The 24,604-nt window shown below is 69.8% G+C and carries 24 protein-coding genes and 1 tRNA gene; 1 reads left to right on the forward strand and 24 read right to left on the reverse strand.

Features of this window, described 5'->3' with window-relative positions; translation table 11 throughout:
* Window positions 1-61: 61 nt before the first annotated feature.
* The 15 genes from glyA to ABZT93_RS12055 all read right to left on the reverse strand — a co-directional run bounded on the left by glyA (window position 62) and on the right by ABZT93_RS12055 (window position 18,133).
* Window positions 62-1,303 carry a serine hydroxymethyltransferase gene (gene glyA, locus ABZT93_RS11985; RefSeq protein ID WP_356102531.1) on the reverse strand — a complete coding sequence of 414 codons (1,242 nt, stop codon included), beginning with the start codon at window positions 1,301-1,303 and terminating at the stop codon, window positions 62-64.
* Between the two features lie 185 nt (window positions 1,304-1,488).
* Window positions 1,489-2,160, reverse strand: coding sequence for a protein-tyrosine-phosphatase (locus tag ABZT93_RS11990; RefSeq protein ID WP_356102533.1), 672 nt, complete (start codon window positions 2,158-2,160; stop codon window positions 1,489-1,491).
* Window positions 2,157-2,804, reverse strand: coding sequence for an L-threonylcarbamoyladenylate synthase (locus tag ABZT93_RS11995; RefSeq protein WP_007384715.1), 648 nt, complete (start codon window positions 2,802-2,804; stop codon window positions 2,157-2,159). The genes ABZT93_RS11990 and ABZT93_RS11995 overlap by 4 nt, the downstream gene beginning before the upstream one ends.
* Before the next feature lie 52 nt (window positions 2,805-2,856).
* On the reverse strand, window positions 2,857-3,696 hold the full coding sequence (prmC, locus tag ABZT93_RS12000) for a peptide chain release factor N(5)-glutamine methyltransferase (protein WP_356102925.1): 840 nt from the start codon (window positions 3,694-3,696) through the stop codon (window positions 2,857-2,859).
* A gap of 95 nt (window positions 3,697-3,791) precedes the next feature.
* Window positions 3,792-4,868: a peptide chain release factor 1 gene (prfA, locus tag ABZT93_RS12005; protein ID WP_356102536.1), complete on the reverse strand. Its 1,077-nt coding sequence runs from the start codon at window positions 4,866-4,868 to the stop codon at window positions 3,792-3,794.
* Between the two features lie 103 nt (window positions 4,869-4,971).
* A complete protein-coding gene (gene rpmE, locus ABZT93_RS12010) occupies window positions 4,972-5,190 on the reverse strand; it encodes a 50S ribosomal protein L31 (RefSeq protein WP_356102538.1) in 219 nt (72 codons plus the stop codon).
* A gap of 131 nt (window positions 5,191-5,321) precedes the next feature.
* On the reverse strand, window positions 5,322-6,428 hold the full coding sequence (locus tag ABZT93_RS12015) for an LCP family protein (RefSeq protein ID WP_356102541.1): 1,107 nt from the start codon (window positions 6,426-6,428) through the stop codon (window positions 5,322-5,324).
* 245 nt (window positions 6,429-6,673) lie between these two features.
* Window positions 6,674-8,470 carry a trypsin-like serine protease gene (locus tag ABZT93_RS12020; RefSeq protein WP_356102544.1) on the reverse strand — a complete coding sequence of 599 codons (1,797 nt, stop codon included), beginning with the start codon at window positions 8,468-8,470 and terminating at the stop codon, window positions 6,674-6,676.
* A gap of 142 nt (window positions 8,471-8,612) precedes the next feature.
* Window positions 8,613-10,646, reverse strand: a complete 2,034-nt coding sequence (rho, locus tag ABZT93_RS12025) for a transcription termination factor Rho (protein ID WP_356102547.1) — start codon at window positions 10,644-10,646, stop codon at window positions 8,613-8,615.
* 408 nt (window positions 10,647-11,054) lie between these two features.
* The gene (gene thrB, locus ABZT93_RS12030) at window positions 11,055-11,984 is read right to left on the reverse strand and encodes a homoserine kinase (protein WP_356102550.1); all 930 of its coding nucleotides are present in this window, start codon (window positions 11,982-11,984) and stop codon (window positions 11,055-11,057) included.
* A gap of 259 nt (window positions 11,985-12,243) precedes the next feature.
* Window positions 12,244-13,302 (reverse strand): threonine synthase, encoded by a 1,059-nt coding sequence (gene thrC / locus ABZT93_RS12035; protein ID WP_356024672.1) that lies wholly within the window; start codon window positions 13,300-13,302, stop codon window positions 12,244-12,246.
* 6 nt (window positions 13,303-13,308) lie between these two features.
* Window positions 13,309-14,601: a homoserine dehydrogenase gene (locus ABZT93_RS12040; protein ID WP_356102552.1), complete on the reverse strand. Its 1,293-nt coding sequence runs from the start codon at window positions 14,599-14,601 to the stop codon at window positions 13,309-13,311.
* Window positions 14,602-14,762: 161 nt separating this feature from the next.
* Complete coding sequence (lysA, locus tag ABZT93_RS12045; protein ID WP_356102559.1) at window positions 14,763-16,154, reverse strand: diaminopimelate decarboxylase; 1,392 nt, start codon at window positions 16,152-16,154, stop codon at window positions 14,763-14,765.
* 16 nt (window positions 16,155-16,170) lie between these two features.
* Window positions 16,171-17,289, reverse strand: a complete 1,119-nt coding sequence (gene nrtL / locus ABZT93_RS12050) for an ArgS-related anticodon-binding protein NrtL (RefSeq protein WP_356102562.1) — start codon at window positions 17,287-17,289, stop codon at window positions 16,171-16,173.
* A gap of 325 nt (window positions 17,290-17,614) precedes the next feature.
* Window positions 17,615-18,133: a response regulator gene (locus ABZT93_RS12055; RefSeq protein ID WP_356102565.1), complete on the reverse strand. Its 519-nt coding sequence runs from the start codon at window positions 18,131-18,133 to the stop codon at window positions 17,615-17,617.
* A 121-nt stretch (window positions 18,134-18,254) separates the two neighbouring features.
* On the opposite strand from ABZT93_RS12055, the gene ABZT93_RS12060 reads away from it, so the two are divergent.
* Window positions 18,255-18,326: transfer RNA gene (locus ABZT93_RS12060), tRNA-Arg, on the forward strand.
* A gap of 274 nt (window positions 18,327-18,600) precedes the next feature.
* Here ABZT93_RS12060 and ABZT93_RS12065 read toward each other — a convergent pair.
* The 9 genes from ABZT93_RS12065 to ABZT93_RS12105 form a co-directional block, all read right to left on the reverse strand.
* Window positions 18,601-18,936, reverse strand: a complete 336-nt coding sequence (locus ABZT93_RS12065) for a hypothetical protein (protein ID WP_356102568.1) — start codon at window positions 18,934-18,936, stop codon at window positions 18,601-18,603.
* Window positions 18,937-19,064: 128 nt separating this feature from the next.
* Entirely contained in the window at window positions 19,065-20,447 is a 1,383-nt protein-coding gene (locus ABZT93_RS12070) for a tyrosine-type recombinase/integrase (protein WP_356102571.1), read from the reverse strand.
* Entirely contained in the window at window positions 20,444-20,656 is a 213-nt protein-coding gene (locus tag ABZT93_RS12075; protein WP_356102574.1) for a helix-turn-helix domain-containing protein, read from the reverse strand. Before ABZT93_RS12075 ends, ABZT93_RS12070 begins: the two co-directional genes overlap by 4 nt.
* A complete protein-coding gene (locus ABZT93_RS12080; RefSeq protein WP_356102576.1) occupies window positions 20,646-22,016 on the reverse strand; it encodes a replication initiator in 1,371 nt (456 codons plus the stop codon). The genes ABZT93_RS12075 and ABZT93_RS12080 overlap by 11 nt, the downstream gene beginning before the upstream one ends.
* Window positions 22,013-22,273 (reverse strand): hypothetical protein, encoded by a 261-nt coding sequence (locus tag ABZT93_RS12085; RefSeq protein ID WP_356102578.1) that lies wholly within the window; start codon window positions 22,271-22,273, stop codon window positions 22,013-22,015. Before ABZT93_RS12085 ends, ABZT93_RS12080 begins: the two co-directional genes overlap by 4 nt.
* A 104-nt stretch (window positions 22,274-22,377) precedes the next feature.
* Complete coding sequence (locus ABZT93_RS12090; protein ID WP_356102581.1) at window positions 22,378-22,668, reverse strand: hypothetical protein; 291 nt, start codon at window positions 22,666-22,668, stop codon at window positions 22,378-22,380.
* Window positions 22,669-22,700: 32 nt separating this feature from the next.
* Window positions 22,701-22,895: a hypothetical protein gene (locus ABZT93_RS12095; RefSeq protein ID WP_356102584.1), complete on the reverse strand. Its 195-nt coding sequence runs from the start codon at window positions 22,893-22,895 to the stop codon at window positions 22,701-22,703.
* A 12-nt stretch (window positions 22,896-22,907) separates the two neighbouring features.
* Entirely contained in the window at window positions 22,908-24,224 is a 1,317-nt protein-coding gene (locus ABZT93_RS12100; protein WP_356102587.1) for an FtsK/SpoIIIE domain-containing protein, read from the reverse strand.
* Window positions 24,224-24,571: a hypothetical protein gene (locus ABZT93_RS12105; protein WP_356102590.1), complete on the reverse strand. Its 348-nt coding sequence runs from the start codon at window positions 24,569-24,571 to the stop codon at window positions 24,224-24,226. Before ABZT93_RS12105 ends, ABZT93_RS12100 begins: the two co-directional genes overlap by 1 nt.
* Window positions 24,572-24,604 lie beyond the last annotated feature (33 nt).

A 24,604-nucleotide genomic window follows, 5' to 3' on the forward strand; every position in this document is an offset into this window, starting at 1 on the left:
ACTTCCGGGTAGGGCCGATGGTTGCACGTGCGGCTGTGCCCGCAGTGGCGGATACCCCCGCTCAGGCCGGATACGGCGGAAATCCGCCGACCAGATCCCGCACTTCTTCACGTGCCCTGACGCTCTCGGCCTTGCCGCGCACCACCTCCGCGAGCAGGGCGGCGATCCTCGCCATCTCCTTCTCGGCCATGCCCTGGGTGGTCACGGCGGCCGTGCCGAGGCGCAGTCCGCGGGTGTCCGCGTGAGGCAGCGCACAGCAGTCGAGCACCATCCCCGCGGCCGCGAGCCGTCCCCGCGCCGTCCGGCCGTCGACTCCGAGCGGTGCCGGATCGGCCGTCACGAGATGGGTGTCGGTCCCCCCGGTGGTGACGACGAGCCCCTCGTCGGCCAGCGCGGCCGCGAGGACCCTCGCGTTGGCGACCACCTGATGGGCGTACGCGCCGAACGCCGGTGTCGCCGCCTCGCCGAACGCGACCGCCTTCGCGGCGATGGTGTGCATCTGCGCGCCGCCCTGCGTGAACGGGAAGACGGCCCGGTCGACCCGCTCGGCCAGTTCACTCCCGCACAGGATCATTCCGCCGCGGGGGCCGCGCAGCACCTTGTGCGTGGTGGCACAGACGACGTCGGCGTACGGCACCGGGCTGGGCGCCGCTCCCCCGGCGACGAGCCCGATGGGGTGGGCGGCGTCGGCGATGAGATACGCGCCCACCTCGTCGGCGACCTCCCGGAAGAAGGCGTAGTCGATGTGGCGGGGGTAGGCGATGGAGCCGCACACGATCGCCTTGGGTCGGTGGGCCAGGGCGAGGGCGCGCACCTGGTCGTGGTCGATGAGCCCGGTCTCGGCGTCGACGCCGTAGGGGACGAAGTCGAACCAGCGGCCGGAGAAGTTGGCGGGCGAGCCGTGGGTGAGGTGGCCGCCGTACGGCAGGCCGAGGGCGAGGACGGTGTCGCCGGGGCGCAGCAGCGCGGCGTAGGCGGCCAGGACCGCCGAAGAGCCGGAGTGGGACTGGACGTTGGCGTGCTCGGCGCCGAACAGGGACTTCGCCCGCTCCACGGCGAGCCGCTCGGCGACATCGACGATCTCGCAGCCCCCGTGGTGCCGGGCGCCCGGGTAGCCCTCGGCGTACTTGTTGGCCAGCGCGGAGCCCAGCGCGGCCAGTACGGCCGGTGAGCAGAAGTTCTCGGCGGCGATGAGCTGGAGCGTCGACGACTGCCGGTCGAGCTCCCCGAGCAGGATCTCGGCCAGCTCGGGGTCCTGCCGCGCGAGGACGTCGGCGGTGGTGGGCGCATGGGTGACCGACATGGTGGACTCCGGGGCGTCGACGATGACGTACGTCCAATGTAGGCCCGGGGCCCGTGGGGTGCCCGGTCGTTACGTCCTTGTGGGTACACCGGTGAGCGCGATGACCACCGGATCCGGCGCCTCCCCCGACGCGCCCCTCGCCACGCTGCGTCGGACTCCGAACGCCGGCTCGGGTCCTGCCTGCGTCAGGCGCGCGCGGGAACCCCCGTCAGCGCCGTCACCACCGGATCCAGCGCCTCGTTTATCTCGTCCCCGATCGAGCGGAAGAAGGGCAGGGGTGCTCCGTACGGGTCGAAGACCTCGTCGGCCTCGGCGGTCGGGGCCAGAAGCCACCCGCGTAGAGCCGCCGCGGCGCGGACCAGGGCGCGTGCGCGGATCACCAGACCTTCCTCGAGGGGCGGCAGGGTCGCCGTGTCTATCGCCTTCACCAGACGGGTGAACTCCTTCAGCGTGAAGGTGCGCAGACCCGCCGAGTGGCCCATCGAGATCACTTGCTGGCGGTGGTCGCGGGTGGCGGTCAGGACCAGGTCCGCCATGATCACGTGTTCGTCCAGCAGCTCGCGCCCCGTGAAGCCGGAGGGGTCCGCGCCGAACTCGGCCAGCACGGTCTCCGCGTTGGCCTCCATGGGCGCGCCCTCGTGGCCCCAGGTCCCCGCGCTCTCCACGACCAGGCCACCCCAGAGCGGGTCGCCGAGCCGGTCCGCCAGGGCATGCCGGGTCAGCCGCTCGGTGATCGGCGAGCGGCAGACGTTGCCGGTGCTGACGTGGAGGATGCGGAAGCTGTCACGCGGGAGCCCTGTGAAGGTCCGCGTCTCTTCCCCGTCCCATATGCCACGCCCCGCGTCAGGGGCCGTCAATTCGCCACCTCGAGGTCGGGTACGACCTTCCTGAGCTCGTCCGCGGAGATCGCGCCCGCGCGCAGCAGCAGGGGCACCTCGCGGGTGACGTCGACGATCGAGGAGGGGACGTTGCCGGGGGTCGGGCCGCCGTCGAGGTAGACGGAGACGGAGTCGCCGAGCATCTCCTGCGCGGCGTCGCAGGTCTCCGGAGAGGGGTGACCGGTCAGGTTGGCGGAGGAGACCGCCATGGGACCGACCTCGGTCAGCAGCTCGATGGCGACCGGGTGCAGCGGCATACGGACGGCCACCGTGCCCCTCGTGTCCCCCAGGTCCCACTGCAGGGACGGCTGGTGCTTGGCGACGAGGGTGAGCGCGCCCGGCCAGAACGCGTCGACGAGTTCCCAGGCCAGCTCGGAGAAGTCGGTGACGAGACCGTGGAGGGTGTTCGGGGAGCCGATCAGCACCGGGGTGGGCATGTTGCGGCCCCGGCCCTTGGCCTCCAGCAGGTCGTGGACGGCCTCCGAGGAGAACGCGTCGGCGCCGATGCCGTACACCGTGTCGGTCGGGAGGACCACGAGCTCGCCACGGCGGACGGCGGACGCCGCCTCGCGCAGACCGGTCGTGCGGTCGGTCGCGTCGTTGGTGTCGTATCGCCGTGCCATATCTAGCGGGCCTCCTCGTACACGTACTGCTCTGGAGTCTTGGGAGTGCGGCTCACGGCATCGCCCTGCGGGCCGTGGCGAACCGGGGTCGGTTGTTGAGGTCGGGGTGGTCGGCCGCGTCGGCCCAGCCCCGCTCCTCGGTGAAGATCCACGGCACCTGGCCGCCCTGGGTGTCGGCGTGCTCGACGACGACGACACCCCCGGGGCGCAGGAGCCGGTGTGCGGTCCGTTCCAGACCGCGGATGAGGTCGAGGCCGTCCTCGCCGGAGAACAGGGCGAGTTCGGGGTCGTAGTCCCGCGCCTCGGGAGCGACGTACTCCCACTCGGTGAGCGGGATGTAGGGCGGGTTGGAGATGACCAGGTCGACATGGCCGTCGAGGTCGGGGAAGGCGTCCAGGGCGTTGCCCTGGCGCAGGTCGACCCTGGACCCCTCGACGTTCTTGCGGGTCCAGCGCAGGGCTTCCTCGGACAGCTCCACGGCGTGCACGCGGGAGCGCGGGACCTCCTGGGCGAGGGCGAGCGCGATGGCGCCGGAGCCGGTGCACAGGTCGACGATGCACGGCTCGACGACGTCCATCGCCCGGACGGCGTCTATGGCCCAGCCGACCACCGACTCGGTCTCGGGGCGCGGCACGAACACACCGGGCCCCACCTGGAGTTCGAGGTAGCGGAAGTAGGCGAGGCCGGTGATGTGCTGGAGCGGCTCGCGCTGCTCACGGCGCGCGATGGTCTCCCAGTAGCGGGCGTCGAAGTCCGCGTCCTTCACGGAGTGCAGCTCGCCCCGCTTCACGCCGTGCACGAACGCGGCGAGCTCCTCCGCGTCGTTGCGCGGCGAGGGCACGCCGGCGTCGGCCAGCCGCTGGGTGGCCTGGGCCACCTCTGCGAGCAGCAGGCCGCGAGGGTTTGGGGGTCGTCCCCCAAATGATGGCTGCACGCAAGTCCTCCGTGTCGTACTCGGTCGTGCGTAGGTACCTCTTCGGCGGCCTTTTAAGCGGCCGCCAGCTTCGCTGCCGAGTCCGCGTCGACGCAGGCCTGGATCACCGCGTCGAGGTCGCCGTCCAGGACCTGGTCCAGGTTGTACGACTTGAAGCCGACACGGTGGTCCGAGATGCGGTTCTCCGGGAAGTTGTACGTGCGGATCTTCTCGGAGCGGTCGACGGTGCGGACCTGGCTGCGCCGGGCGTCGGCGGCATTGCGCTCCGCCTCCTCCTGCGCCGCCGCGAGCAGCCTGGAGCGCAGGATACGCAAGGCCTGCTCCTTGTTCTGCAACTGGCTCTTCTCGTTCTGGCAGGAGGCGACGACTCCGGTGGGAATGTGCGTGATGCGCACCGCGGAATCGGTCGTGTTGACGGACTGCCCGCCGGGCCCGGAGGAGCGGTAGACGTCGATGCGGAGGTCGTTGGGGTTGATCTCGACGTCGACCTCCTCCGCCTCGGGCGTGACCAGCACACCGGCCGCGGAGGTGTGGATACGGCCCTGGGACTCGGTCGCCGGGACGCGCTGCACGCGGTGCACGCCGCCCTCGTACTTCAGGCGGGCCCAGACACCCTGGCCGGGCTCGGTGGCGCCGTTGCCGCCCTTGGTCTTCACGGCGACCTGGACGTCCTTGTAGCCGCCCAGTTCGGACTCGGTGGCGTCGATGATCTCGGTCTTCCACCCGACGCGCTCGGCGTAGCGCAGGTACATGCGCAGCAGGTCGCCCGCGAACAGCGCCGACTCGTCGCCGCCGGCACCCGCCTTGATCTCGAGGATCACGTCCTTGTCGTCGCTGGGGTCGCGCGGAACGAGGAGAAGGCGCAGCTTCTCCGTCAGCTCCTCGCGCTGCTTCTCCAGCTCCTTGACCTCGGCGGCGAAGTCGGGGTCGGCGGCGGCGTACTCGCGCCCGGTCTCGATGTCGTCGCCGGTCTGCTTCCAGGAACGGTACGTGGCGACGATCGGGGTGAGCTCGGCGTAGCGCTTGTTCAGCTTGCGCGCGTTGGCCTGGTCGGCGTGGACCGACGGGTCGGCGAGCTTCTTCTCCAGGTCGGCGTGCTCACCGACGAGTTCCTCGACGGCCTCGAACATCTCAGGGCTCCTGTACTGCGGACGAAAGGGGAAGGCGGGCGACCAAAAACGCCGGTCCCGGCGCACTCCGAGGAGTGCGGCGTGGACCGGCGCTGGTGGCTCGCTACTTCTGGGCAGCAGCCTTGCCGAAGCGGGCCTCGAAGCGGGCCACACGGCCACCGGTGTCGAGGATCTTCTGCTTGCCCGTGTAGAACGGGTGGCACTCGGAGCAGACCTCGGCGCGGATGGTGCCGCTCTGGATCGTGCTGCGGGTGGTGAACGACGCGCCACAGGTGCAGCTGACCTGCGTCTCGACGTACTCGGGGTGAATGTCGCGCTTCAAGGTGTCTCCTAGTTTCGGGAGGGCACCGGGTCGCCACCGCGGGGCTGCGGGAGCGTGAACCGGGGCCGACGTACCAGTCTGCCAGCACTGGCCGCATCCCCCAAAACGAGGGGGTGTCGTGGTCTATTCCCTCAGGAGGTCACGACGCCCTTGGCCTGGCCCGTGGCCGTGCCTTCCGTGGCCGACCGCGGGATCGTCCGGTCGTTCTTCAGAGCCGTCCAGATCTGCTTGGCCTTGGTCTCCTGCACGATCACCCGGTTCGGGTTCGCCGGGTCGTACCGGACCGGCATGGTGACCATGGTCATGTCCGACGGGCTGATGCCCTTGAGGCCGCTCGCGAAGGAGACCAGGGAGTTGACCGAGCCGAGGTCGGAGTCGGCGGTGACGGCCTTGGTGGCGGTGTCGGCGAGGTCGTACAGCTTCTTGGGGCTGGTCAGCACGCCGACGCTCTTGACCTGCTTGACCAGCGCCTTGATGAAGGCCTGCTGGAGCTGGATACGGCCGAGGTCGCTGCCGTCGCCGACGCCGTGCCGGGTGCGGACGAGACCGAGGGCCTGGGCGCCGGTGAGCTCGTGCGTGCCGGCCTTCAGGTCCAGGTGGCTGTCGGTGTCCTTGATGTCCTTGGTCGTGGTGACCGTGACCCCGCCGAGTTCGTCGACCAGCTTCTCGAAGCCGCTGAAGTCGACCTCCAGGTAGTGGTCCATGCGGATGCCGGTCATGGACTCGACTGTCTTGACGGCACAGGCCGCGCCGCCGGTCGTGTACGCGGAGTTGAACATGACGTCCGAGGCGGCGTCGTGGTCCTTGCCGTCGGTGTCGGTGCACTGCGGGCGGTCGATCAGGGTGTCGCGCGGGATGGAGACCACGGTGGCCTTCTTGTGGCCCTTGTACACGTGGATGATCATCGCGGTGTCGGAGCGGGCGCTGCCGTCGTCGGCGCCGCCGCCGAGCTCCTTGTTGGAGCCGGAGCGCGTGTCGGAACCCAGGACGAGGATGTTCTCCGAGCCGTTGTCGACCTTCGTGGGCCGTTCACTGCCGAGGGCCTGGTCGATGTCGACGCTCTTGAGGTTGCCGTTGAGCTTGAAGTACACGTAGCCGGCCCCGGTGCCGCCCACCACGACGATCCCCGCGGCGACCCACGCCATGACCAGCAGGCCCTTGCGGCCCCTGCTGCGGGGTTTGCGGCGGCGTCCCTTGCCCCCCGGTCCACCGGGTATGGGCGTGCTCTCGGCTGACATGTGCTCCTCGAATCTCGTCCGGTCGGTTACCCCCTGCTTTCAGGGTCAGACGTGGTCGTGGAAGGCCCTCCCCCAGTTCTCGGCTCCGCTCGAACCGGGCGGTGCCCCCATCGCACCATCGTCGCTCCGCCTGGTCAGATGGCGAAACTCGAGAAAGGGTTGCACAACGCGCTGTGACCGCCACGTGAAGCAGCGGTCACAGCACGTCACTGGAGCATCAGGGCAAGCCCTGCTCACCAGCGGTTTCAGCCAAAGATGTCGTACTGCTGGAAACCGGTACCAACGCTGACCCTTGTGGCAAAGATCTCGCTGGTCGCCTTGCCGGTGCCCTTGTACAGGTAGAGCGTGCCGCCCGGCGTGCGGGCCAGCAGGTCGGCCCTGCCGTCGCCGGTGATGTCGCCGACGGCGTCGTAGGCGTTGTACGTCGTGCTGCTCCAGTTGCGCACCTTGACCCGGGCCGCGAAGACGCCCGTGCCGGACTTGCCGGTGCCCTTGTACAGGTAGATGTCGCCCGTGCTCTTGTTGCGGGCGAGGATGTCCGCCTTGCCGTCGCCGCTGAAGTCGCCGTGGCCGAGCAGCTGGTTGTACTGGCTCCAGCCGCCGCCGACCTTGACCCGGGTCGCGAAGCTGCCGTCGCCCTTGCCCGGGTAGATCCACAGGACGCCCGCGGAGTCCACGGAGAGCAGGTCGGGCTTGTAGTCGCCGGTGACATCGCCGGGGGTGACGATCCGGGTGCGGGTCTTCCAGTCGGTGAAGACCTTCTTCGGGTCGGCCCACTCGCCGGTGGCGGGCAGGAACCTCAGCCAGTAGACGTCACCGGTGGCGGAGACGCGGTACACGAGGTCCTGGTAGCCGTCCCGGTTCAGGTCGGTCTGCCGGACCAGGTTCACGCCGTTCCAGTCGCCCCAGGACTGCGGGGCGGCGAAGGTGCTGCCCTTGGAGTCCAGCTCGTAGCCGACCTTGGTGGAGGACTTGCGCACCCACAGGTCGGCCTTGTGGTCGAAATTCAGGTTGGTGTCGTCGACGCGCGGATAGGCGGCGCCGACGTACTTGCTGACCTTGGTGAAGACGCTGTAGGCGCCCTTGGCCACGCAGTCGGTGACGTTCCAGGACACCACGCCGACGATCCGGCCGTTCGCCACGAGGGGGCCGCCGGAGTCACCGCTGCAGATGGCGGTCGTACCGGAGTCGCGGCCGCTGGCGGGCGGGCCCGCGCAGGTCATGTGCCCCTTGATGAACCAGGAGCCGTAGGCCGCGGCGCAGGTCGTGTCCGACTTGATGGGCAGCGTGGCCGTCTTCAGCGTCGGGGAGATGTCGTCGCTGGTGGAGCTGGTACGGCCCCAGCCGTAGACCTTGGCGGTCTTGGCGCCGGTCGTGGCGGGGTCGTACGAGGCGGTGTCGGTGGCCGTCGTCATGCGGATCGGGGTGGCCTTGACGGGGGTCGCCAGGGTCAGCACGGCGATGTCGTTGTCGATCGTGTCCGCGTTGTACGACGGGTGGTACCACTGCCGCAGGACGGCCGTGCCGGTACCGCCGTGCAGGTCGCCGTCCTCGGAGAGCAGCTGGGTGGCCCCGGTCACCACCAAGCCGCCCTTGGCCCAGTCGGCGCCCTTGACGCAGTGCGCGGCGGTGAGGATCTTCGTCGGCGCGACGACCGCCCCGCCGCAGAAGAAGCCGGTGTCGTCGCTCTCGTCCGTGGTGCCCTGGTCGTCGACGTACCAGAGCTGGGCCATCCAGGGGGCGGAACTGATGGTGGTCGTCGTACCGCCGATGATCATCGGCGAGATGGTGGAGTCGACCGTGCCACCGCTCGCCGGCGTCCGGGTCGCGGTGCGGGAGGTGTCCACGACCGCGGCCGCCTCGGAGATCCGCTGCTTCAGCTCGGCCTGCGACGGCGCGGACGCGGCGGCGGGCGCGGCCGGTGCCTGCGGCCCGGGCTCGACGGTGGCGGCGTTCGCCGACGTGGCCAGCAGCGCGGCGGCCACGGCGACGGGCAGCGCGATCCACGCACGCCGTCTGTGCCGGCCGGCGCCTCCGGACATGGGTATACCCATGCAAGTCCCCCCAAGGGATCAGAAGTTCAGAGATCGATCATTCGACCGAAGAACGTGATCGTAACCCGGCAGGACACACCAAAAAGGGCCGCCCCCTGAAACAGGGGGCGGCCCTTTCGAAGGCTTTGCCTCAGTCGCCGTTGCCCGGCGTCGGCGTCGTCTTCTGGATCTGCATCAGGAACTCGGCGTTCGACTTCGTCTGCTTCATCTTGTCGAGAAGCAGCTCCACCGCCTGCTGCTGGTCGAGGGCGTGCAGCACCCGGCGCAGCTTCCAGACGATCCCGAGCTCGTCGGGGGCGAGCAGGATCTCTTCCTTACGGGTACCGGACGCGTCCACGTCCACCGCCGGGAAGATCCGCTTGTCGGCGAGCTTGCGGTCGAGCTTGAGCTCGGCGTTGCCGGTGCCCTTGAACTCCTCGAAGATGACCTCGTCCATGCGGGACCCGGTGTCCACCAGCGCGGTGGCGAGGATGGTCAGCGAGCCGCCGTCCTCAATGTTGCGGGCCGCACCGAAGAAGCGCTTCGGCGGGTACAGGGCGGTCGAGTCGACACCACCGGACAGGATGCGGCCGGAGGCGGGCGCGGCGAGGTTGTACGCACGGCCCAGACGCGTGATCGAGTCGAGCAGCACGACGACGTCGTGGCCCAGCTCCACCAGTCGCTTGGCGCGCTCGATGGCGAGCTCGGCGACCGTGGTGTGGTCCTCGGCCGGGCGGTCGAAGGTCGAGGAGATGACCTCGCCCTTCACCGACCGCTGCATGTCGGTGACCTCTTCCGGACGCTCGTCGACCAGGACGACCATCAGGTGGCACTCGGGGTTGTTGTGCGTGATCGCGTTGGCGATCGCCTGCATGATCATGGTCTTGCCGGTCTTCGGCGGGGCCACGATCAGACCGCGCTGGCCCTTACCGATCGGCGCGACGAGGTCGATGATGCGGGTGGTCAGGACGCCGGGGTCGGTCTCCAGACGAAGGCGGTCCTGCGGGTACAGCGGGGTCAGCTTGTTGAACTCCGGGCGGCCGCGGCCGTGTTCGGGCGCCATGCCGTTGACGGAGTCCAGGCGCACCAGCGCGTTGAACTTCTCGCGCCGCTCGCCTTCCTTGGGCTGACGGACCGCGCCGGTGATGTGGTCGCCCTTGCGCAGGCCGTTCTTGCGGACCTGCGCGAGGGAGACGTACACGTCGTTGGGGCCCGGCAGGTAGCCCGACGTACGGATGAAGGCGTAGTTGTCGAGGATGTCCAGGATGCCCGCGACCGGGATCAGGACGTCGTCCTCGTTGATCTGCGGCTCGGGGCCGCCCATCTCGTCACGGCCACGACGGCCACGACGGTCCCGGTAACGGCCCCGGCGACCGCGGCGGCCGCCCTCGAAGTCGTCGTCGTCCTGCGGGCCGTTGTCGCGCTGCTGACGGTCCTGGCGGTCCTGACGGGCACCGCCCTGCTGCTGGTTCTGCTGCTGGCGCTGACCGCCCTGGCCCTGCTGGTCGTCGCTCTTGCGACGGTCACCGCGGTCGCCACGCTCCCCGCGGTCACGGCCGCGGTCACGCTCACGGCGGTCGCGGCGGCCACGGCCCTCGCCGTCACCGGCGTCGCCCTGCGGCTGCTGCGCGGGGGCCTCGGCCTTGGGCTCGCTCTTCGCCTCGGCCACGACCGTCTCGGCGCTGCCCGTGGGGGCGCCCGCCTCGGCGGTGGCGCGGCGACGGCGGCGCTCGGCGGGAGCGTCGTCCCCTCCGCGCTCGGCGGCCGGCTGGCCGGGGATCTCGATCTGCTGCTGGGCCACGGCCTTCTCGGCGGGGGCCTCGGCCTTCGCCTCCGCCTTCTTCTCGGCGGTGTCGCCCGTACGGGCCTTGGAGGTGGCGCGGCGCTTCGGCTTGGCCTCGGCGGCGTCCCCGGCGGGCGAGGCTGCGGCCTTGGGAGCCGCGGCACCTCCCCCGGCCTGCGCCTCCTTGATGACCTCGATCAGCTGGCTCTTGCGCATACGCGCGGTGCCCCTGATGCCGAGGCCGGATGCGACCTGCTGCAGCTCGGCCAGCACCATGCCGTCGAGGCCGGTACCGCGGCGCCGCCGGGAGCCGGCACCGGTGGCAGGCGCGGAGGCGTCCGTGGAGGGCGCGGCAGCGGTCTCCTCGACACGTGCGCCCATCAGATCGGTGGTGTCGCTCACGAAGGGTCCTTCCCTGGAGCGGACGTCGGCCTGTCTGGCTCGGCGACCGTTTGTGCTGTCCGACGTCGGTCCCATCCTTGTGGACCGTGCCGGGGCGGTGGTCCGCCTGAACGGCGGAGGAATGTGGTGACGGCGCTTCCGATAGCCGTGGCACTGAGTGTCCGTGTCACGTGGCTTGGTCACACCGGTTCCGGAGCGTGCCCGGCAAGTCGCTCAGTGCTCGCGTACGAGGTACTGCCCATGTACGTCGTACGGAACGCAGTGCGGCTTGGGAGGCTCCCGGAAGAATGTCTGTCCCGGACGGGGACGTGAAGCACCTCGCCATGGTGGGGTCGGGTGCAGACTTGAGATTAACACTACCGGATCCAACAAACATTCCCCCTCTCGAAATCCGGCACACGCCGGATCTCACATGTCACTGGCGGCCGCGAGCGGGAGCACACAGGCTCCCTGGGCGTCGAGTTCCAGACGGTTTGCCGCCCAGCCCCCGCCCGCCAGATGGGCCACCTTGTCGGCGCTGTCCGCGTCGGCCAGCGCGAGCACGGTGGGTCCTGCCCCTGAGATGACTGCCGGGACTCCGTCGGCCCGCAGCCGCTCCACCAGTGCGGCGCTCTCCGGCATGGCGGGAGCGCGGTACTCCTGGTGGAGACGGTCCTCGGTGGCCGGCAGCAGCAGCTCGGGGCGCCTGGTGAGGGCCTCGACGAGCAGCGCGGCACGGCCCGCGTTGGCGGCGGCGTCGACGTGCGGCACGGTGCGCGGGAGCAGTCCGCGCGCGGTCTCGGTCAGGACGGGCTTTCCGGGCACGAAAACCACCGGAACGATGGAATCGGCGGGATCCATCCTGATCGCCCGGGCGGCGCCGGCCTCCATCCAGGAGAGCGTGAAACCGCCGAGCAGACAGGCCGCCACGTTGTCGGGGTGGCCCTCGATCTCGGTGGCGAGCTCCAGGAGCGCGGTGTCGTCGAGCCGGGCCTCGCCGCCTATGGTCACGGCGCGCGCGGCGACGATGCCGGCGCAGATGGCGGCCGAGGAGGAGCCGAGGCCCCGGCCGTGCGGGATGCGGTTGGCGCAGACGATCTCCAGGCCGCGCGGCTGGCCGCCCAGCAGGTCGAAGGCGGTGCGCAGGGAGCGTACGAGAAGGTGGTTTTCGTCACGCGGGAGCGTCTCGCTGCCCTCCCCCGCGATGTCGATGTGCAGCCCTGAGTCGGCCACCCGGACCACGACGTCGTCGTAGAGCCCCAGCGAGAGGCCCAGGGCGTCGAAGCCCGGGCCGAGGTTGGCGCTGGTGGCGGGGACGCGCACCCGGACGGCGGCGGCACGGAAGGCGGGACCGGCCATCTCTCGATGACTCTCCTTGAGCTGCGTGATTGTCGAATGACATTCGATGACGTACGAAGACCCTGCGGGCCGCGGAGACGACACGGCACCCCGCTGTACGCGAGGGCATATGCAGCGGGCGGGTTCGGTACAGCCTATCGAAGGAAGGTTCCGTGGCGACATAGGGCGCACAGGAGGCGCACGATGCGTGTCGTAAGCCCCCTGTGCACCCCCGGTAGGGAAGGCCCGGCCGTACGCCGGTCGGGGATGCCGCGCGCTGTTACGCGAGCCCGAGCCGCTCGGCCGCCGTCGCCGCGTCGACCGGGACGGTGACCGGCTGCGGGGCGCCCGCGACGGCCCAGTCGGGGTCCTTGAGGCCGTTGCCGGTGACGGTGCACACGATGCGCTGCCCCGGGTCGACCTTGCCCTGCTCGGCGGCCTTCAGCAGACCGGCCACCGAGGCGGCGGAGGCGGGCTCCACGAAGACACCCTCCTGAGCGGCCAACAGCCGGTAGGCGCGCAGGATCTCACGGTCCGTCACCTCGTCGATGAACCCGCCGGACTCCTCCTTCGCCGCGAGGGCGTACTGCCAGGAGGCGGGGTTGCCGATGCGGATGGCGGTGGCGATGGTCGACGGGTCCTTGACGACCTCGCCGCGCACGATCGGGGCACTGCCGGAGGCCTGGAAGCCCCACATCCGGGGCGTCTTGGCGGCCACCCCGTCGGCGGCGTACTCCTTGTAGCCCTTCCAGTACGCCGTGATGTTGCCGGCGTTGCCGACCGGCAGGACGTGGATGTCGGGCGCGTCGCCGAGCATGTCGACGATTTCGAAGGCGGCCGTCTTCTGGCCCTCGATGCGCACCGGGTTGACCGAATTGACCAGCGCCACCGGGTAGTTGTCGCTCAGCGCGCGGGCCAGGGTGAGGCAGTCGTCGAAGTTTCCGTCGACCTGGAGGATCTTCGCGCCGTGGATGAGCGCCTGGCCCATCTTGCCGAGCGCGATCTTGCCCTGCGGGACGAGCACGGCGGAGACCATGCCCGCGCGTACGGCGTAGGCGGCCGCGCTCGCCGACGTGTTGCCGGTGGAGGCGCAGATGACCGCCTTCGCGCCCTCCTCCTTGGCCCGCGTGATGGCCATGGTCATACCGCGGTCCTTGAAGGACCCGGTGGGGTTGGCGCCCTCCACCTTGAGGTGGACCTCGCACCCGGTGCGCTCGGAGAGCACCTGCGCGGGCACGAGGGGCGTGCCGCCCTCGCGGAGCGTCACGACCGGCGTGGTGTCGGAGACGGGCAGCCGGTCCCGGTACTCCTCGATGATTCCGCGCCACTGGTGGGTCATTGCTCGTTACTCTCCTTCAACCCGCATGATGCTGGCGACACCCCGCACGGTGTCGAGCTTGCGCAACGCCTCGACGGTCCCGCCCAGGGCGGCGTCCGACGCGCGGTGCGTGACGACGACGAGAGAGGCCTCGCCGTCCTTCCCCTGCTGCCGAACGGTATCGATGGACACCCCGTGCTCGGCGAACACGGTCGCGACCTGGGCGAGAACACCCGGTTTGTCGGCCACGTCCAGGCTGATGTGGTAGCGCGTGACGACCTCGCCCATGCCCTCGACGGGCAGGGCGGCGTACGCGGACTCACCGGGCCCGGTCGTGCCGCTGAGCCGGTTGCGGCAGACGGCGACGAGGTCACCGAGGACGGCGGAGGCGGTGGGGGCGCCGCCCGCGCCGGGGCCGTAGAACATCAGCTGGCCGGAGGCGTCGGACTCGACGAAGACGGCGTTGTAGGCGCCGCGGACGGAGGCGAGCGGATGCGTCAGCGGGATCATCGCGGGGTGCACGCGCGCGGTGACGGACCGCCCGTCCTCGGCCCGCTCGCAGATGGCGAGCAGCTTGATGGTGCAGCCCATGTTCTTCGCGGAGGCGAAGTCGGAGGCGGTGACCTCGGTCATGCCCTCGCGGTAGACGTCGTCGAGACGCACGCGCGTGTGGAACGCGATCCCGGCGAGGATGGCGGCCTTCGCGGCGGCGTCGAAGCCCTCGACGTCGGCGGTCGGGTCGGCCTCCGCGTACCCGAGGGCGGTGGCCTCGTCGAGGGCCTCCTGGTAGCCGGCCCCCGTGGAGTCCATCTTGTCGAGGATGAAGTTGGTCGTGCCGTTGACGATGCCGAGCACGCGGTTGACCTTGTCACCGGCGAGGGACTCGCGCAGCGGGCGGATCAGCGGGATGGCACCGGCGACGGCGGCCTCGTAGTAGAGGTCCTTGTCGGCCTTCTGTGCGGCCGCGTGCAGCGCGGCGCCGTCCTGGGCGAGGAGCGCCTTGTTGGCGGAGACGACGGAGGCGCCGTGCTCGAAGGCGGTGGTGATGAGGGAACGGGCGGGTTCGATCCCCCCGATGACCTCGACGACCACGTCGATGTCCCCGCGTTTGACGAGGGCGGTGGCGTCGGTGGTGACGAGTTCCTGCGGGATGCCCTCACGGACCTTGGAGGGCCGCCGTACCGCGACCCCCGCGAGCTCGACGGGAGCGCCGATCCGCGCGGCGAGGTCGTCGGCGTGCGTCGTCATGATGCGCGCCACCTCTGAGCCGACCACTCCACAGCCCAGCAGCGCCACCTTCAGCGGACGCGTACGCATCATCCGACCTCGTTTCCTCATACCGTCTACGGTGGAACCAGTCTCACTCACCGGACGGGAGTTTCTGCCCCTCGTCCGGATTATGAGACATCTATTTCATTTGTCCGGGGGCGGAAGACCGTAGATCTTCCGTTCCTGGTCTGCGGGGGTTTATCCGCGGCGGTTCATCCGACGTCGAGCCGCAGAAGGTCATCCTCCGTCTCCCGGCGGACGATGACCCGGGACTCACCGTCATGGACGGCGACGACCGGCGGGCGCAGCACGTGGTTGTAGTTGCTCGCCATGGAACGGCAGTAGGCGCCCGTCGCCGGTACGGCGATGAGGTCACCCGGTGCCAGGTCGGCCGGCAGGAACGCGTCCTTGACCACGATGTCCCCGCTCTCGCAGTGCTTGCCGACGACCCGGGCGAGCATGGGCTCGGCGTCGCTGGTCCTGGACACGAGGGCGACGGTGTACTCGGCGTCGTACAGCGCGGTGCGGATGTTGTCCGACATCCCGCCGTCGACGGAGACGTAGGTGCGCAGCCCGTCGAGGGGCTTGATGGTGCCGACCTCGTAGAGCGTGAACGCGGTGGGGCCGACGATGGCGCGCCCCGGCTCGACGGAGATGCGGGGCGTGCGGAGCTTGGCGGCCTCGCACTCACGGGTGACGATCTCGGTGAGCGCCTTGGCGATCTCGTGCGGCTCACGGGGATCGTCGTCGCTGGTGTAGGCGATCCCCAGGCCGCCCCCGAGGTCGATCTCGGGAAGCTCGACACCGTGCTCGTCACGGACGTCCTTGAGCAGCCCGACCACGCGGTGTGCCGCGACCTCGAAGCCGGACATGTCGAAGATCTGCGAGCCGATGTGGGAGTGGATGCCGATGAGCTCGATCCCGTCGAGCTTCAGCGCCCGCCGCACGGCCTCGGCGGCCTGTCCGCCGGCCAGCGGGATGCCGAACTTCTGGTCCTCGTGGGCGGTGGCGATGAACTCGTGGGTGTGCGCCTCGACGCCGACGGTGACCCGGATCTGGACCCGTTGCCGCTTCCCCAGGCTCTGCGCGATGTGCGCGACACGGACGATCTCCTGGAACGAGTCGAGGACGATACGCCCCACCCCGCTCTCGACGGCCCTGGTGATCTCTTCCGTCGACTTGTTGTTGCCGTGGAAGGCGATGCGGTCGGCGGGCATGCCGGCGGAGAGGGCGGTGGCGAGTTCGCCCCCGGAGCACACGTCCAGGTTGAGCCCTTCCTCGTGCAGCCAACGCACGACCGCTCGCGACAGGAACGCCTTACCTGCGTAGAAGACGTCGGCGTCATGGCCGAACGCGGTGCGCCAGGCCCGCGCCCGGGCCCGGAAGTCGGCCTCGTCCACGACATAGGCGGGGGTGCCGTGTTGCTCGGCGAGTTGCGTCGCCGTGATGCCGCCCACGGTGAGGACGCCGTTTTCGTCGCGGGTGACCGTCTGGGCCCAGACCTTGGGGTCGAGGGTGTTGAGGTCGGCGGGCGGCGCGGAGTAGTGGCCCTCGGGAAGGACGTCGGCGTGCCGGGGCCCGGCGGGATGTGCGGAACGGCTCATCTTCTTGACTGGCTCTCTAGAGGTGTTCGGGTGCGTCGATGCCGAGCAGGGACAGGCCACCGGCCAGCACCGCCCCGGCGGCTTCGGCGAGCGCGAGCCGGGCACGGTGGGCGGCCGAGGGTTTCTCCGCACCACGCGGAAGGACGGCTACGAGAAAGGGGAGAACGGCATCGGCGACGGTGACGAGATGCCGGGCCAGGCGGTCGGGGGCGTGGTGCGAGGCGGCGGCCTGGAGGACACGGGGGTGATCGGCGAGGGCGTTACGCAGAGCGGTCGTGTCCGGTACGGCGGTTTCCGGTACGAGGGTTTCCGGTACGGCGGTGTCCGGTACCGCCGCCTGTGCGTCCCGTGGGTCTATGTCCCCGGGCTCGGCGTGGAAGCCCAGGTCGCCGGCGTTACGGGTGAGGGCCCGGGTGCGGGCGTGGGCGTAACGGACCCGGAAGAGAGGGTTGCTCTCACGCTGGACCAGATGGTCGGCGGTGATGCGGGGCCGGTCGTGGGGCGCGGGGTGGAGGAGCGCCCAGCGGGCGGCGTCCCGGCCGAGGGGGGTGGGGTCGGTGGGGGGTGCCGGTGCGGGTCGGACGTTGGCGTCCAGAGGGGCGGGAGTCTCGGGGGTGCCGTACGCGTCGACCTCCACGCCGAGGATGTCGGTCCAGGCCGGCTCCGGGCGGGCGACGCAGCTGGTGCGGACGAGGGCTCCTTGGGAGCGGAGGATGCGGGCGGCGGCGTCCATCATGACGACGGCGCGGACCTCGTGGGGCGCGTGCAGTTGCACGAGCTGCCCGGTGGGCCGGTCGGCATGGCCGTACCGCTGCCCGAGTCGCAGCACCTCCCGCACGAGGGCGTCTCCGCTCCCCCGCAGGCTGATGTTGAGGAACCCGGGCCCGGTGACGACGACCTCGCTGATGCCGTCGCTCTGCGCGAGGCGCTGCCGGATGATCTCGGCGACCCGCAGCGGCGGCTGCCCGGCGGGCCGGGCGAGCTGGAGGGCGACGTTGCTGGCGTAGTCCCCACAGCCGCCGGGCCCCGGGGGCGCGACGTCGGCCCGCCCCGGCACGACCACGTCCAGCTCCCCGTCATCGACAGCACGACGCACCGCGCGCAGCACGGTGCGGGAGAGCTCGACGGGGGTCACGGGACAAGCGTATGGGAGGAGGGGGGTGGGTGGGCGAGCGGGTTTCGCGGGGTTCCGGTATGTGGACTGGCGGGGGGCGGTAGTGGGTGCGGGAGCACGGGTCGGTATACCGGGCGCCGTCTGGGGTGCGAAGTGCGGGGTGCACGTATGCGGAGCGCAGGCACGGTACGGGGTAGCAGGTACTCGGTAGCAGGTACCGGATATCAAGTACTCGGTAGCAGGTACCGGGTTATCAAGTGCTCGGTACCGGGTACCGGATGCGGTTCTTGGGACCGCCGATGTCATTGCGAGCCGATGCGCGGGAATCGTCAACGCCCAGCGTGGATCAGCCGCCGGCCCGACCGGCCCGCTCGGTCTCGCCGGCCCCGAGGACGCCACCGACAAGGGGAGTGTCCCCCTCCTCCGGACCTCGCCCCTCCCGACTCCCCTCCAGCAACTGCCGTACAAGCTGCACGAGTTCGGCGGGTTCGAAGGGCTTGGCGAGGAAGGCGTCGACGCCGACGTCAAGACCGCTGTCGACCTCGTGCTGCGTACAGGCGCTGACGATGGCGAGGGGAAGGTGAGCCGTCCGGGGGTCGGAACGCAGCTGTGCGGCGGTCCGCAGTCCGTCCAGCCGGGGCATGACCACATCGAGGGTCACAACATCGGGCCGCACCTGATGAACGACATCCAGACACTCGACACCATCGGCCGCGGTCACGACCTCGAGACCCTCCAGCTCGAGATTGACCCTGATCAACTGCCGGATGACCTTGTTGTCGTCCACAACAAGCACCCGACCCGACGCGCCTGGCACAACTCGAGAGTAGGTGCGGACCGGCCACCGCGTCCGGGTTTTCCCCACTTCCACCCCGCGCGGGGGAACCCACGCCCGCGAACCGCCCCCGCGAAACCCGTTCCTGATCACCCCGAGGGAGCTGGTAGTGTTCTACCCGTCGCCACGAGCCACCAGCTCACACCGACACGCCCCCGTAGCTCAGGGGATAGAGCAACGGCCTCCGGAGCCGTGTGCGCAGGTTCGAATCCTGCCGGGGGCACCCTTCATAAGGTGCCCAAAGACCCCGTCACCAGCGGAAACGCTGAGGCCGGGGTCTTCGCGTATGTGCAGGCGAATGCCGCCGGAAGCAGCCGTTTGTCAGTGATCACGTAATGACGACGTAATGATCTTGTCGGGCTTCATGGCAGGTCAGAACGCGCTTCGCGAGACCCTGAGCGTAGCCGTGTGGACCACCTGTGGACAGGCCAGAAAGCCCCAGCCGCTCGTACTCCGAGGACCGGCATTCGATCGAGCCTGTCAGAGACATCGTTAGGTCAGATCGAAGAGTTGTTGATCTGCTCACGGGTGAGGCACACCGGCTCGCCGGTGGCGTTGTCGAACCGGCGCCGCACCAAGATGCTGAACCCGAGATCGCGTAGAGCCATCTCGGCGACATTGGTGTTCCACGGGTCTCGGCCCTTCAACGCCTCCCGCGCGAGCACGAGGGCGGGGACGTTCTTCCCACCGACCACCGCGAGCACGTCGTACTTATCGTTTTCGGGCGTATGCAGGGCAGCGACAGCGACGTCCGCGAGTGTGAGGACGGCATAACCACCGCCCTTCAGGCGAACGCGGGTCTCTGCAGGCGTGTTCACGGGCTCGGGCACCATAGCGCCTCCCCAATCGGACCCGGCCGGATCGCTCTCCGACCCCACAGCCCAGGAGGGTATACGCCTCCCGACAGGCGGGACCCCGGACTGCGAGCAGTCCGGGGTCCCGTATTGGTCAAGGCGTTGTGTCAGTCCTCCGAGTAGTCACCAAGCCCCTGCATGATCCGGTCGTTCATCTCCTCTTCCTGGCCGTCGATGCACTTCGCGTAGATCTTCAGGAGCACGTCCACTGAGTGGCCGGCGCGAGCCGCCACCTCCGGAGCGGGGACACCTGAGTTGAGCCATTGGGAGACGCCGGCGTGTCGGAGGTCGTAGGGGCGAGTCGCCATGACGGAGGCGACCTGTTCGGGCGGGAAGGCCAGCATGCGGGCCTGCTTCCACGCGCGCGAGTACGAGGACGCCGCTACGACATTGCCCCGCTCGCTCGCGAACAGCCGGCCGTCCTTCGCCGTGCCGAACTCCTTGATGTGGTCCTGCAGCAGATGTACGAGAGGCGGCGGTATCGGCACGATGCGTACCTCACCATCCGCCCGCTGCTTCAGGCCCCGCCGGTCGTGCGCCTCACCTGAGTCGGTCCACGCCTTGCCGGCTGTGGGTCGGGTCTCCGCCAGGTCGATACGGCCCCAACCCTTCTCCGGGAGGGTGCAGTCCGAGAGCCGCAGGCCGAGCGCCTCACCGGGCCGCATGGCCGCGTAGTACAGGCAGCCGAAGAACGCGCGCAGTCGTCGACCACTCGCCCGCTCGTAGCCGCCCACGTACGTGAGCGCGGTCAGCAGCTCCCGCGCCTGCCGAGGGTTGACCACCACCCGACGGTCGACTTCCTGAACCGCCCGTTTCCCCCGCTTGCGCCGCACTCTACTCAGCGGGTTCGACTGCAGCGCCTCCAATTCCACCGCGTACTCAAGTGCGTTGAAGACCACGGCACGGCGCCGCCGATAGGTCTGCGTAGCCGCAGGCTTCCCGTCGAGCTTCCTTGTGAGCGCGTCGATCAGGTCGTGTACGCGGGCGATCTCTTGGAGTTCCGCCACCGGCAGCGATGCTTTCTCAATCCACTTCACCGCCGACGCGATCTCCTCGGGCCGCTCGCGCTCCCGCCGAGGCGGAGGCAACACGTAGGACCGCAGCGCCCGCCTGAGGTCAGCCGGAGCAGGTCGGCCACGAACCTGTTTCACCAGCGCGGGAAGGACCGTTGCCAAGGCGTCCGTAATGCTGTCCCGCTGCTTCGCCGAAGCCTCCGCCCATCGGGCATCGATGTACTTGAGCGCCAGCTCCAGGAACGACAAGGCGGCTTTGCCACCCCGCAACGAGTCTGGCAGACCAGTCACAGTGTCGAACGGCTCGCCCTTGTCCGCCGCCCGAAGCAGCTTCGCGCGGAAGCGATCCGCCAGCGCCTTTGTCTTGTGCGACTCGTGGAACGGCTCTCCTTCCACGGACCAGCGAACGAGGTACGTCGGTTTCTTCGCGGAGCGGTTGATGCTCAGCTTCCAGATGACGACCTTGTACGACTTCACGATGCAGCCCCCTCCGCCCGCTCCTCCAACCAGTCGTTGAGCACGTCCCGCCGAACCCGGAGCTCCCCGTTCGGCAGCCGTATGCAGGGCGGAGCGAGGCGCAGTTCCCGCCAGCGATAGAAGGTGCGCCGCGAGATGCCGCCCAGCTCGTCGAGCACCTGGCGGACCGTGAGCAGTTCGGCCGCCTTCGCGCGGCTGTCACGCGTCATGAAGACCACCGCCCTCCCGCACGGAAGCGGCCAGGAGCGCCGCCGCCGGCGAGTAGCCGCGACCCGCGTAACGCCACTGGCCGACCGTGACCGCCGGACCGTCGACCAGGCCGAGGGAAGCCCGTTGCTGCTCCGCACGGTGATCGGCACGAGCCTGTCGGAGCACGGTCAGGGTCGTCGAGTAGCGGCGTGATTTGGTGGAGAAGTGCCCGCCGTACCCGAGCATGTGAGCCCACCGACGCAGCCCGAGCGGCTCGAACTCCGGCAGACCGCCGAGCCACCAGCACGTACCGATCATGCGCAGCACGTGTGCCCGTACCGGCAGCATGACCATGTCCCGCGCGTGGTAGATCCGACCGTCCACCGCGCCGGCAGACTCGGCTCCCTTCGTGGCGTACTTGGCGATGTAGCCCGCCACGGCCGCCGCGGAGGCAGGCCGCTCCCCCGCATTCCGCCTGTATGAGGTGACCGGCCGTACGTCGACCTGCGTACCGAAGCGGAGCTCCCGCGTGCCAACGACATCCGCCCCCGGAGCGGCCAGCCGCACCTGACCAGCCACCTCCCGAACAGCGTCGATCAGCAGCGGCACGGTCGCCCATCCCGGTGGGGACGAGTCGGGCCCCTCCGGTCCGTCGAGGCGGATCACGCCATGAAAGTGGACCAACCCACGCCGCTGGTACTCGGCGACCTTCGCGTACGAGAGCCGGGCGACTTCCCCGAACTCCGTGCGCGACAGCCCGGCACGTCGAGCAACCTCACGCCGCAGCTCCAGCCCGAACCGATGCCAGAGCCGACCGGCGGACGCATGCCAGAGGACGGCGCCCGCGTAGTCGTAGCAGCGCGGGCAGAGCGGCTCGCCGAGACGGAGATCGTCCACCAAATGACGCTCAAGGCATCCGATCGGCCGACCATGGGGACACGATTCCCCCGCCCGGCGGGGACGACAGGCCCGTACACGCCCATCGTGTTCCCGCCGTGTGTGCACAGGGCCGAAGCTGGGCGCGGTGAGCGTGACGAACACGCGCGGGTAGCCGCTCACCGCCTCCGTGACGTTCTTCCCGCCGACAAGCCCGGCCCGGACCAGTTGGTACGTGTCCGCCCGGTACAGGGCCGAGCAGGCCGGGCAGACCGTCGCCCGCCGGTTGCCGCACGCGACGAGCAGGCGACCGCCGTAGACGTCCGAGCCGTACGAGAGCAGGGCCGCGCCCGTGGTCGTGTCATAGACGGTCGCCGCACCGACCAGGTGAATCGGGTTGGTGCAGCCGCCGAGCCGGTCGATGTTCCGCCTCCAGGCCGCGAAGTCCGCCTCAGATGCCCTGGCGACCAGGGCAGCAGCGTTCGTCGTGAGGGTCTTGGTCATCGGCGACCACCCCCACCGCCGAACGCATGCGCCATCACGGCCGAGATGCCCTCGGGCCGAGTCTTGGCACTGAAGCGGAACGTCGGATCCGTGAGCCAGAGTGCCGCCGCGTGCGCGGGGCACAGGCGTTGCTCGGTGTCGTCGAGCCCGACGAGGACGACCTGTTCCCGTCCGGCGCAGGTCGAGACCTCCGAGTCTCGCTGCCTGAGTTCGCAGTCGGGCAGCGGGGATTTGCGCGAATGATGCGCGGTGGACAAAGTGTGAGTGCTCCTTTCACTGCTCATGTGGCGGATGGAGTGGGTTCCTGACGGGGTCGGGTTTGGCGACTTCGCGCCCCGTCGGGAGCCCTTCGTGCGGGCGATCACTGCCGTTCCTTGGGCGGGGTCGCGACGACGACGTACGTGATCGGTCCGAACTCGCGGCGGGCGTCGAAGTAGCCCTGGCCGAGGTCCTCCGTGGACACACCGAGCGGAGTGGCGACGCACTCCACTCCCTCTCGCCGACCGGCGGAGTCGGATGCGTCGACCAGAAGGGCGACGGATGCATGGCGCGGTACGACGACCGCGGGGTTGGCTGTCAGGAAGTCGACCAGCTCCCGCAGACCGGCCAGGAACGCGGTACGGTCACCGGAGCGGATGACGTATGCAGACACGGGATGTACCCCTCTCGGGTCAACCGGTGGTTTCAGAAGCGGAGTTGGCCGAGCAAGCCGTTCACGCCGTCGAGGAAGGCCTGAGCGAACGGCGCGGCCATGGTCTTGGACAGCAGGAAGCCGAAGGCTCCGCAGAGCAGCACGTCGACCCACCGCAGGTACCGGATGCGGAGAAGGAACCAGATCAACAGGCCGAGCAGCAGGACGGCGGACATGGACACCAGCACGGCAGGCCCCTTTCACGGCGCTTCTACGTGCAGTTCGGACAGGACGGGAGTCAGGTGCGCGTACTCGGCGGCGACGGCTTCCGCCTCTGCCTCCGTGATCAGGTGCGAACGGGCCCGCTCCCAGCCGTCGCCGGAGGCGAGGACCGCTGTACCGGCCTGTTCCGGCGTGATGGCCTGAGCCGCCTTCAGGGCGTCGGGATTCAGATCCCCGAGCGCCATTTCGGCCGTACCGGGGTCAGCGACGCGGTGGCAGACCCGGCCGCCGAGCTGTGCCCGCAGTGCAGTGACACCGGGTCCCAGGTCGGAGCCGACACGTTGGCCGGCGACGACGAGGAACACCCCCAGGGCCGCGCCCAGTTGGGCAAGTCGGATCAGTGCTGTACCGGCCGCCTGAGCTTCGTCCTTCTCGTTCCGGTTCGCGACAAGGAACAGTTCCGCGAGCTCATCGACGATCACGACGACGGGGACCGGGCGTTCCTTGTCCGGCAGACCCCAGATGTTGCGCACGCGAGCCGTCCGGCAGACGGTCATGCGGTCGAGGGTCAGGTCCACGAGCGCGGCCAGTAGCCGGACCGCCTGTTCACGGTTGGTCGCGAGGGCGGACAACCGCGGTTCGTAGAGGGACAATTCCATGCCGCCCTTGCAGTCGATGCCGACGAGGGCGACAGGTTGCGGAGCCAGCCCCGCGACGAGGGCGTTGATCAGCGTGGACTTGCCGGAGCGGGTGGCGCCCACGATCAGCCAGTGCGGCACGCGCCGCAGGTCGAGCACCCACGCGGCACCGGTCTCCAGCGCGCCCACGGTCACCCTGAGCAGATGACCAGGGCCCCGCTGCTTGGGTATCCGAGGAGCGGCCAACGGGTCGGCCGCCGAGGCGACTATCCGTACGACGCCCGGCTTCCAGGAGGTCACCCGCACCGCGTGAACCTGCCAGTCCTCCGCCATGGCAGACGCAGCCTTGACGAAGTCCTCCGGGACCTGGCCCGGTAACAGACGTACCAGCAGCAAGAACCCGCCGGAGGTCGGGCGTATGAGCCCGCGACGAGGCACCCGCGGCTGAGGCGGAGGCGCCCCGTTGCCGACGAGCCCGGACACGACCGTCAGCGCCGGCCGCCGGCTGACCGCGAGTCCACACCCGGCCATCAGTTGCCGCCAGGTCTGCATGACGCGGAAGGCGGCGACCGGGAAGCCGAGTAACAGCCACCAGGCAATGGGGTAGCGGCGGCGCAGGGCCGGGCCCGCCAGGAGCAGGCCCGACACCAGCACTACGGCCACCACCAACCAACTCGGCCCGGACGCACCGGCCGAAGTCGTGGAGGCCAGGTTCATCACTGCGCGGCCCCCTTACCCGCCGGGGCGGGGGTGTTCAGGGGTCGGATCTCCGCAGCACGGAAGGCGATCCCGTGGCGCCCCTCGTTCTCCCACGGCGTGGCGACCAGGTCCCGCACGGCGACCGGCATGCCGAGTTGCACGCCACTCGGTTCACCGGCCACGCTCACGTTCACGACGTCCGCCGACGACCCAGCCATCAGGCAGAGCCCGACTTGGTACATGGTCTTGCCGGTCTCGCGGTCGACGCGAAGCTGACCGGTCTCTCGGTTGGCGACCCGCGGGGCCGGGGGTACGGCGCAGATGATCCCCGTGTACTTCGCGGTGTCGATCGGAAGGCTTGCCACTGTTCGGATCTCCTCTTCTCTGGTGCCCAAAGA

The organism is Streptomyces sp. NPDC005303 (genome assembly GCF_040607335.1).
Taxonomy (GTDB): domain Bacteria; phylum Actinomycetota; class Actinomycetes; order Streptomycetales; family Streptomycetaceae; genus Streptomyces.

What these genes read in the sequence shown, in the direction of transcription:
- glyA (WP_356102531.1), bottom strand. Translation starts at nt 1,303, where the DNA reads ATGTCGGTCACCCATGCGCCCACCACCGCCGACGTCCTCGCGCGGCAG.
- ABZT93_RS11995 (WP_007384715.1), bottom strand. Translation starts at nt 2,804, where the DNA reads ATGGCACGGCGATACGACACCAACGACGCGACCGACCGCACGACCGGT.
- prfA (WP_356102536.1), bottom strand. Translation starts at nt 4,868, where the DNA reads ATGTTCGAGGCCGTCGAGGAACTCGTCGGTGAGCACGCCGACCTGGAG.
- ABZT93_RS12015 (WP_356102541.1), bottom strand. Translation starts at nt 6,428, where the DNA reads ATGTCAGCCGAGAGCACGCCCATACCCGGTGGACCGGGGGGCAAGGGA.
- ABZT93_RS12020 (WP_356102544.1), bottom strand. Translation starts at nt 8,470, where the DNA reads ATGTCCGGAGGCGCCGGCCGGCACAGACGGCGTGCGTGGATCGCGCTG.
- thrB (WP_356102550.1), bottom strand. Translation starts at nt 11,984, where the DNA reads ATGGCCGGTCCCGCCTTCCGTGCCGCCGCCGTCCGGGTGCGCGTCCCC.
- thrC (WP_356024672.1), bottom strand. Translation starts at nt 13,302, where the DNA reads ATGACCCACCAGTGGCGCGGAATCATCGAGGAGTACCGGGACCGGCTG.
- ABZT93_RS12040 (WP_356102552.1), bottom strand. Translation starts at nt 14,601, where the DNA reads ATGATGCGTACGCGTCCGCTGAAGGTGGCGCTGCTGGGCTGTGGAGTG.
- lysA (WP_356102559.1), bottom strand. Translation starts at nt 16,154, where the DNA reads ATGAGCCGTTCCGCACATCCCGCCGGGCCCCGGCACGCCGACGTCCTT.
- ABZT93_RS12065 (WP_356102568.1), bottom strand. Translation starts at nt 18,936, where the DNA reads ATGGTGCCCGAGCCCGTGAACACGCCTGCAGAGACCCGCGTTCGCCTG.
- ABZT93_RS12075 (WP_356102574.1), bottom strand. Translation starts at nt 20,656, where the DNA reads ATGACGCGTGACAGCCGCGCGAAGGCGGCCGAACTGCTCACGGTCCGC.
- ABZT93_RS12080 (WP_356102576.1), bottom strand. Translation starts at nt 22,016, where the DNA reads ATGACCAAGACCCTCACGACGAACGCTGCTGCCCTGGTCGCCAGGGCA.
- ABZT93_RS12100 (WP_356102587.1), bottom strand. Translation starts at nt 24,224, where the DNA reads ATGAACCTGGCCTCCACGACTTCGGCCGGTGCGTCCGGGCCGAGTTGG.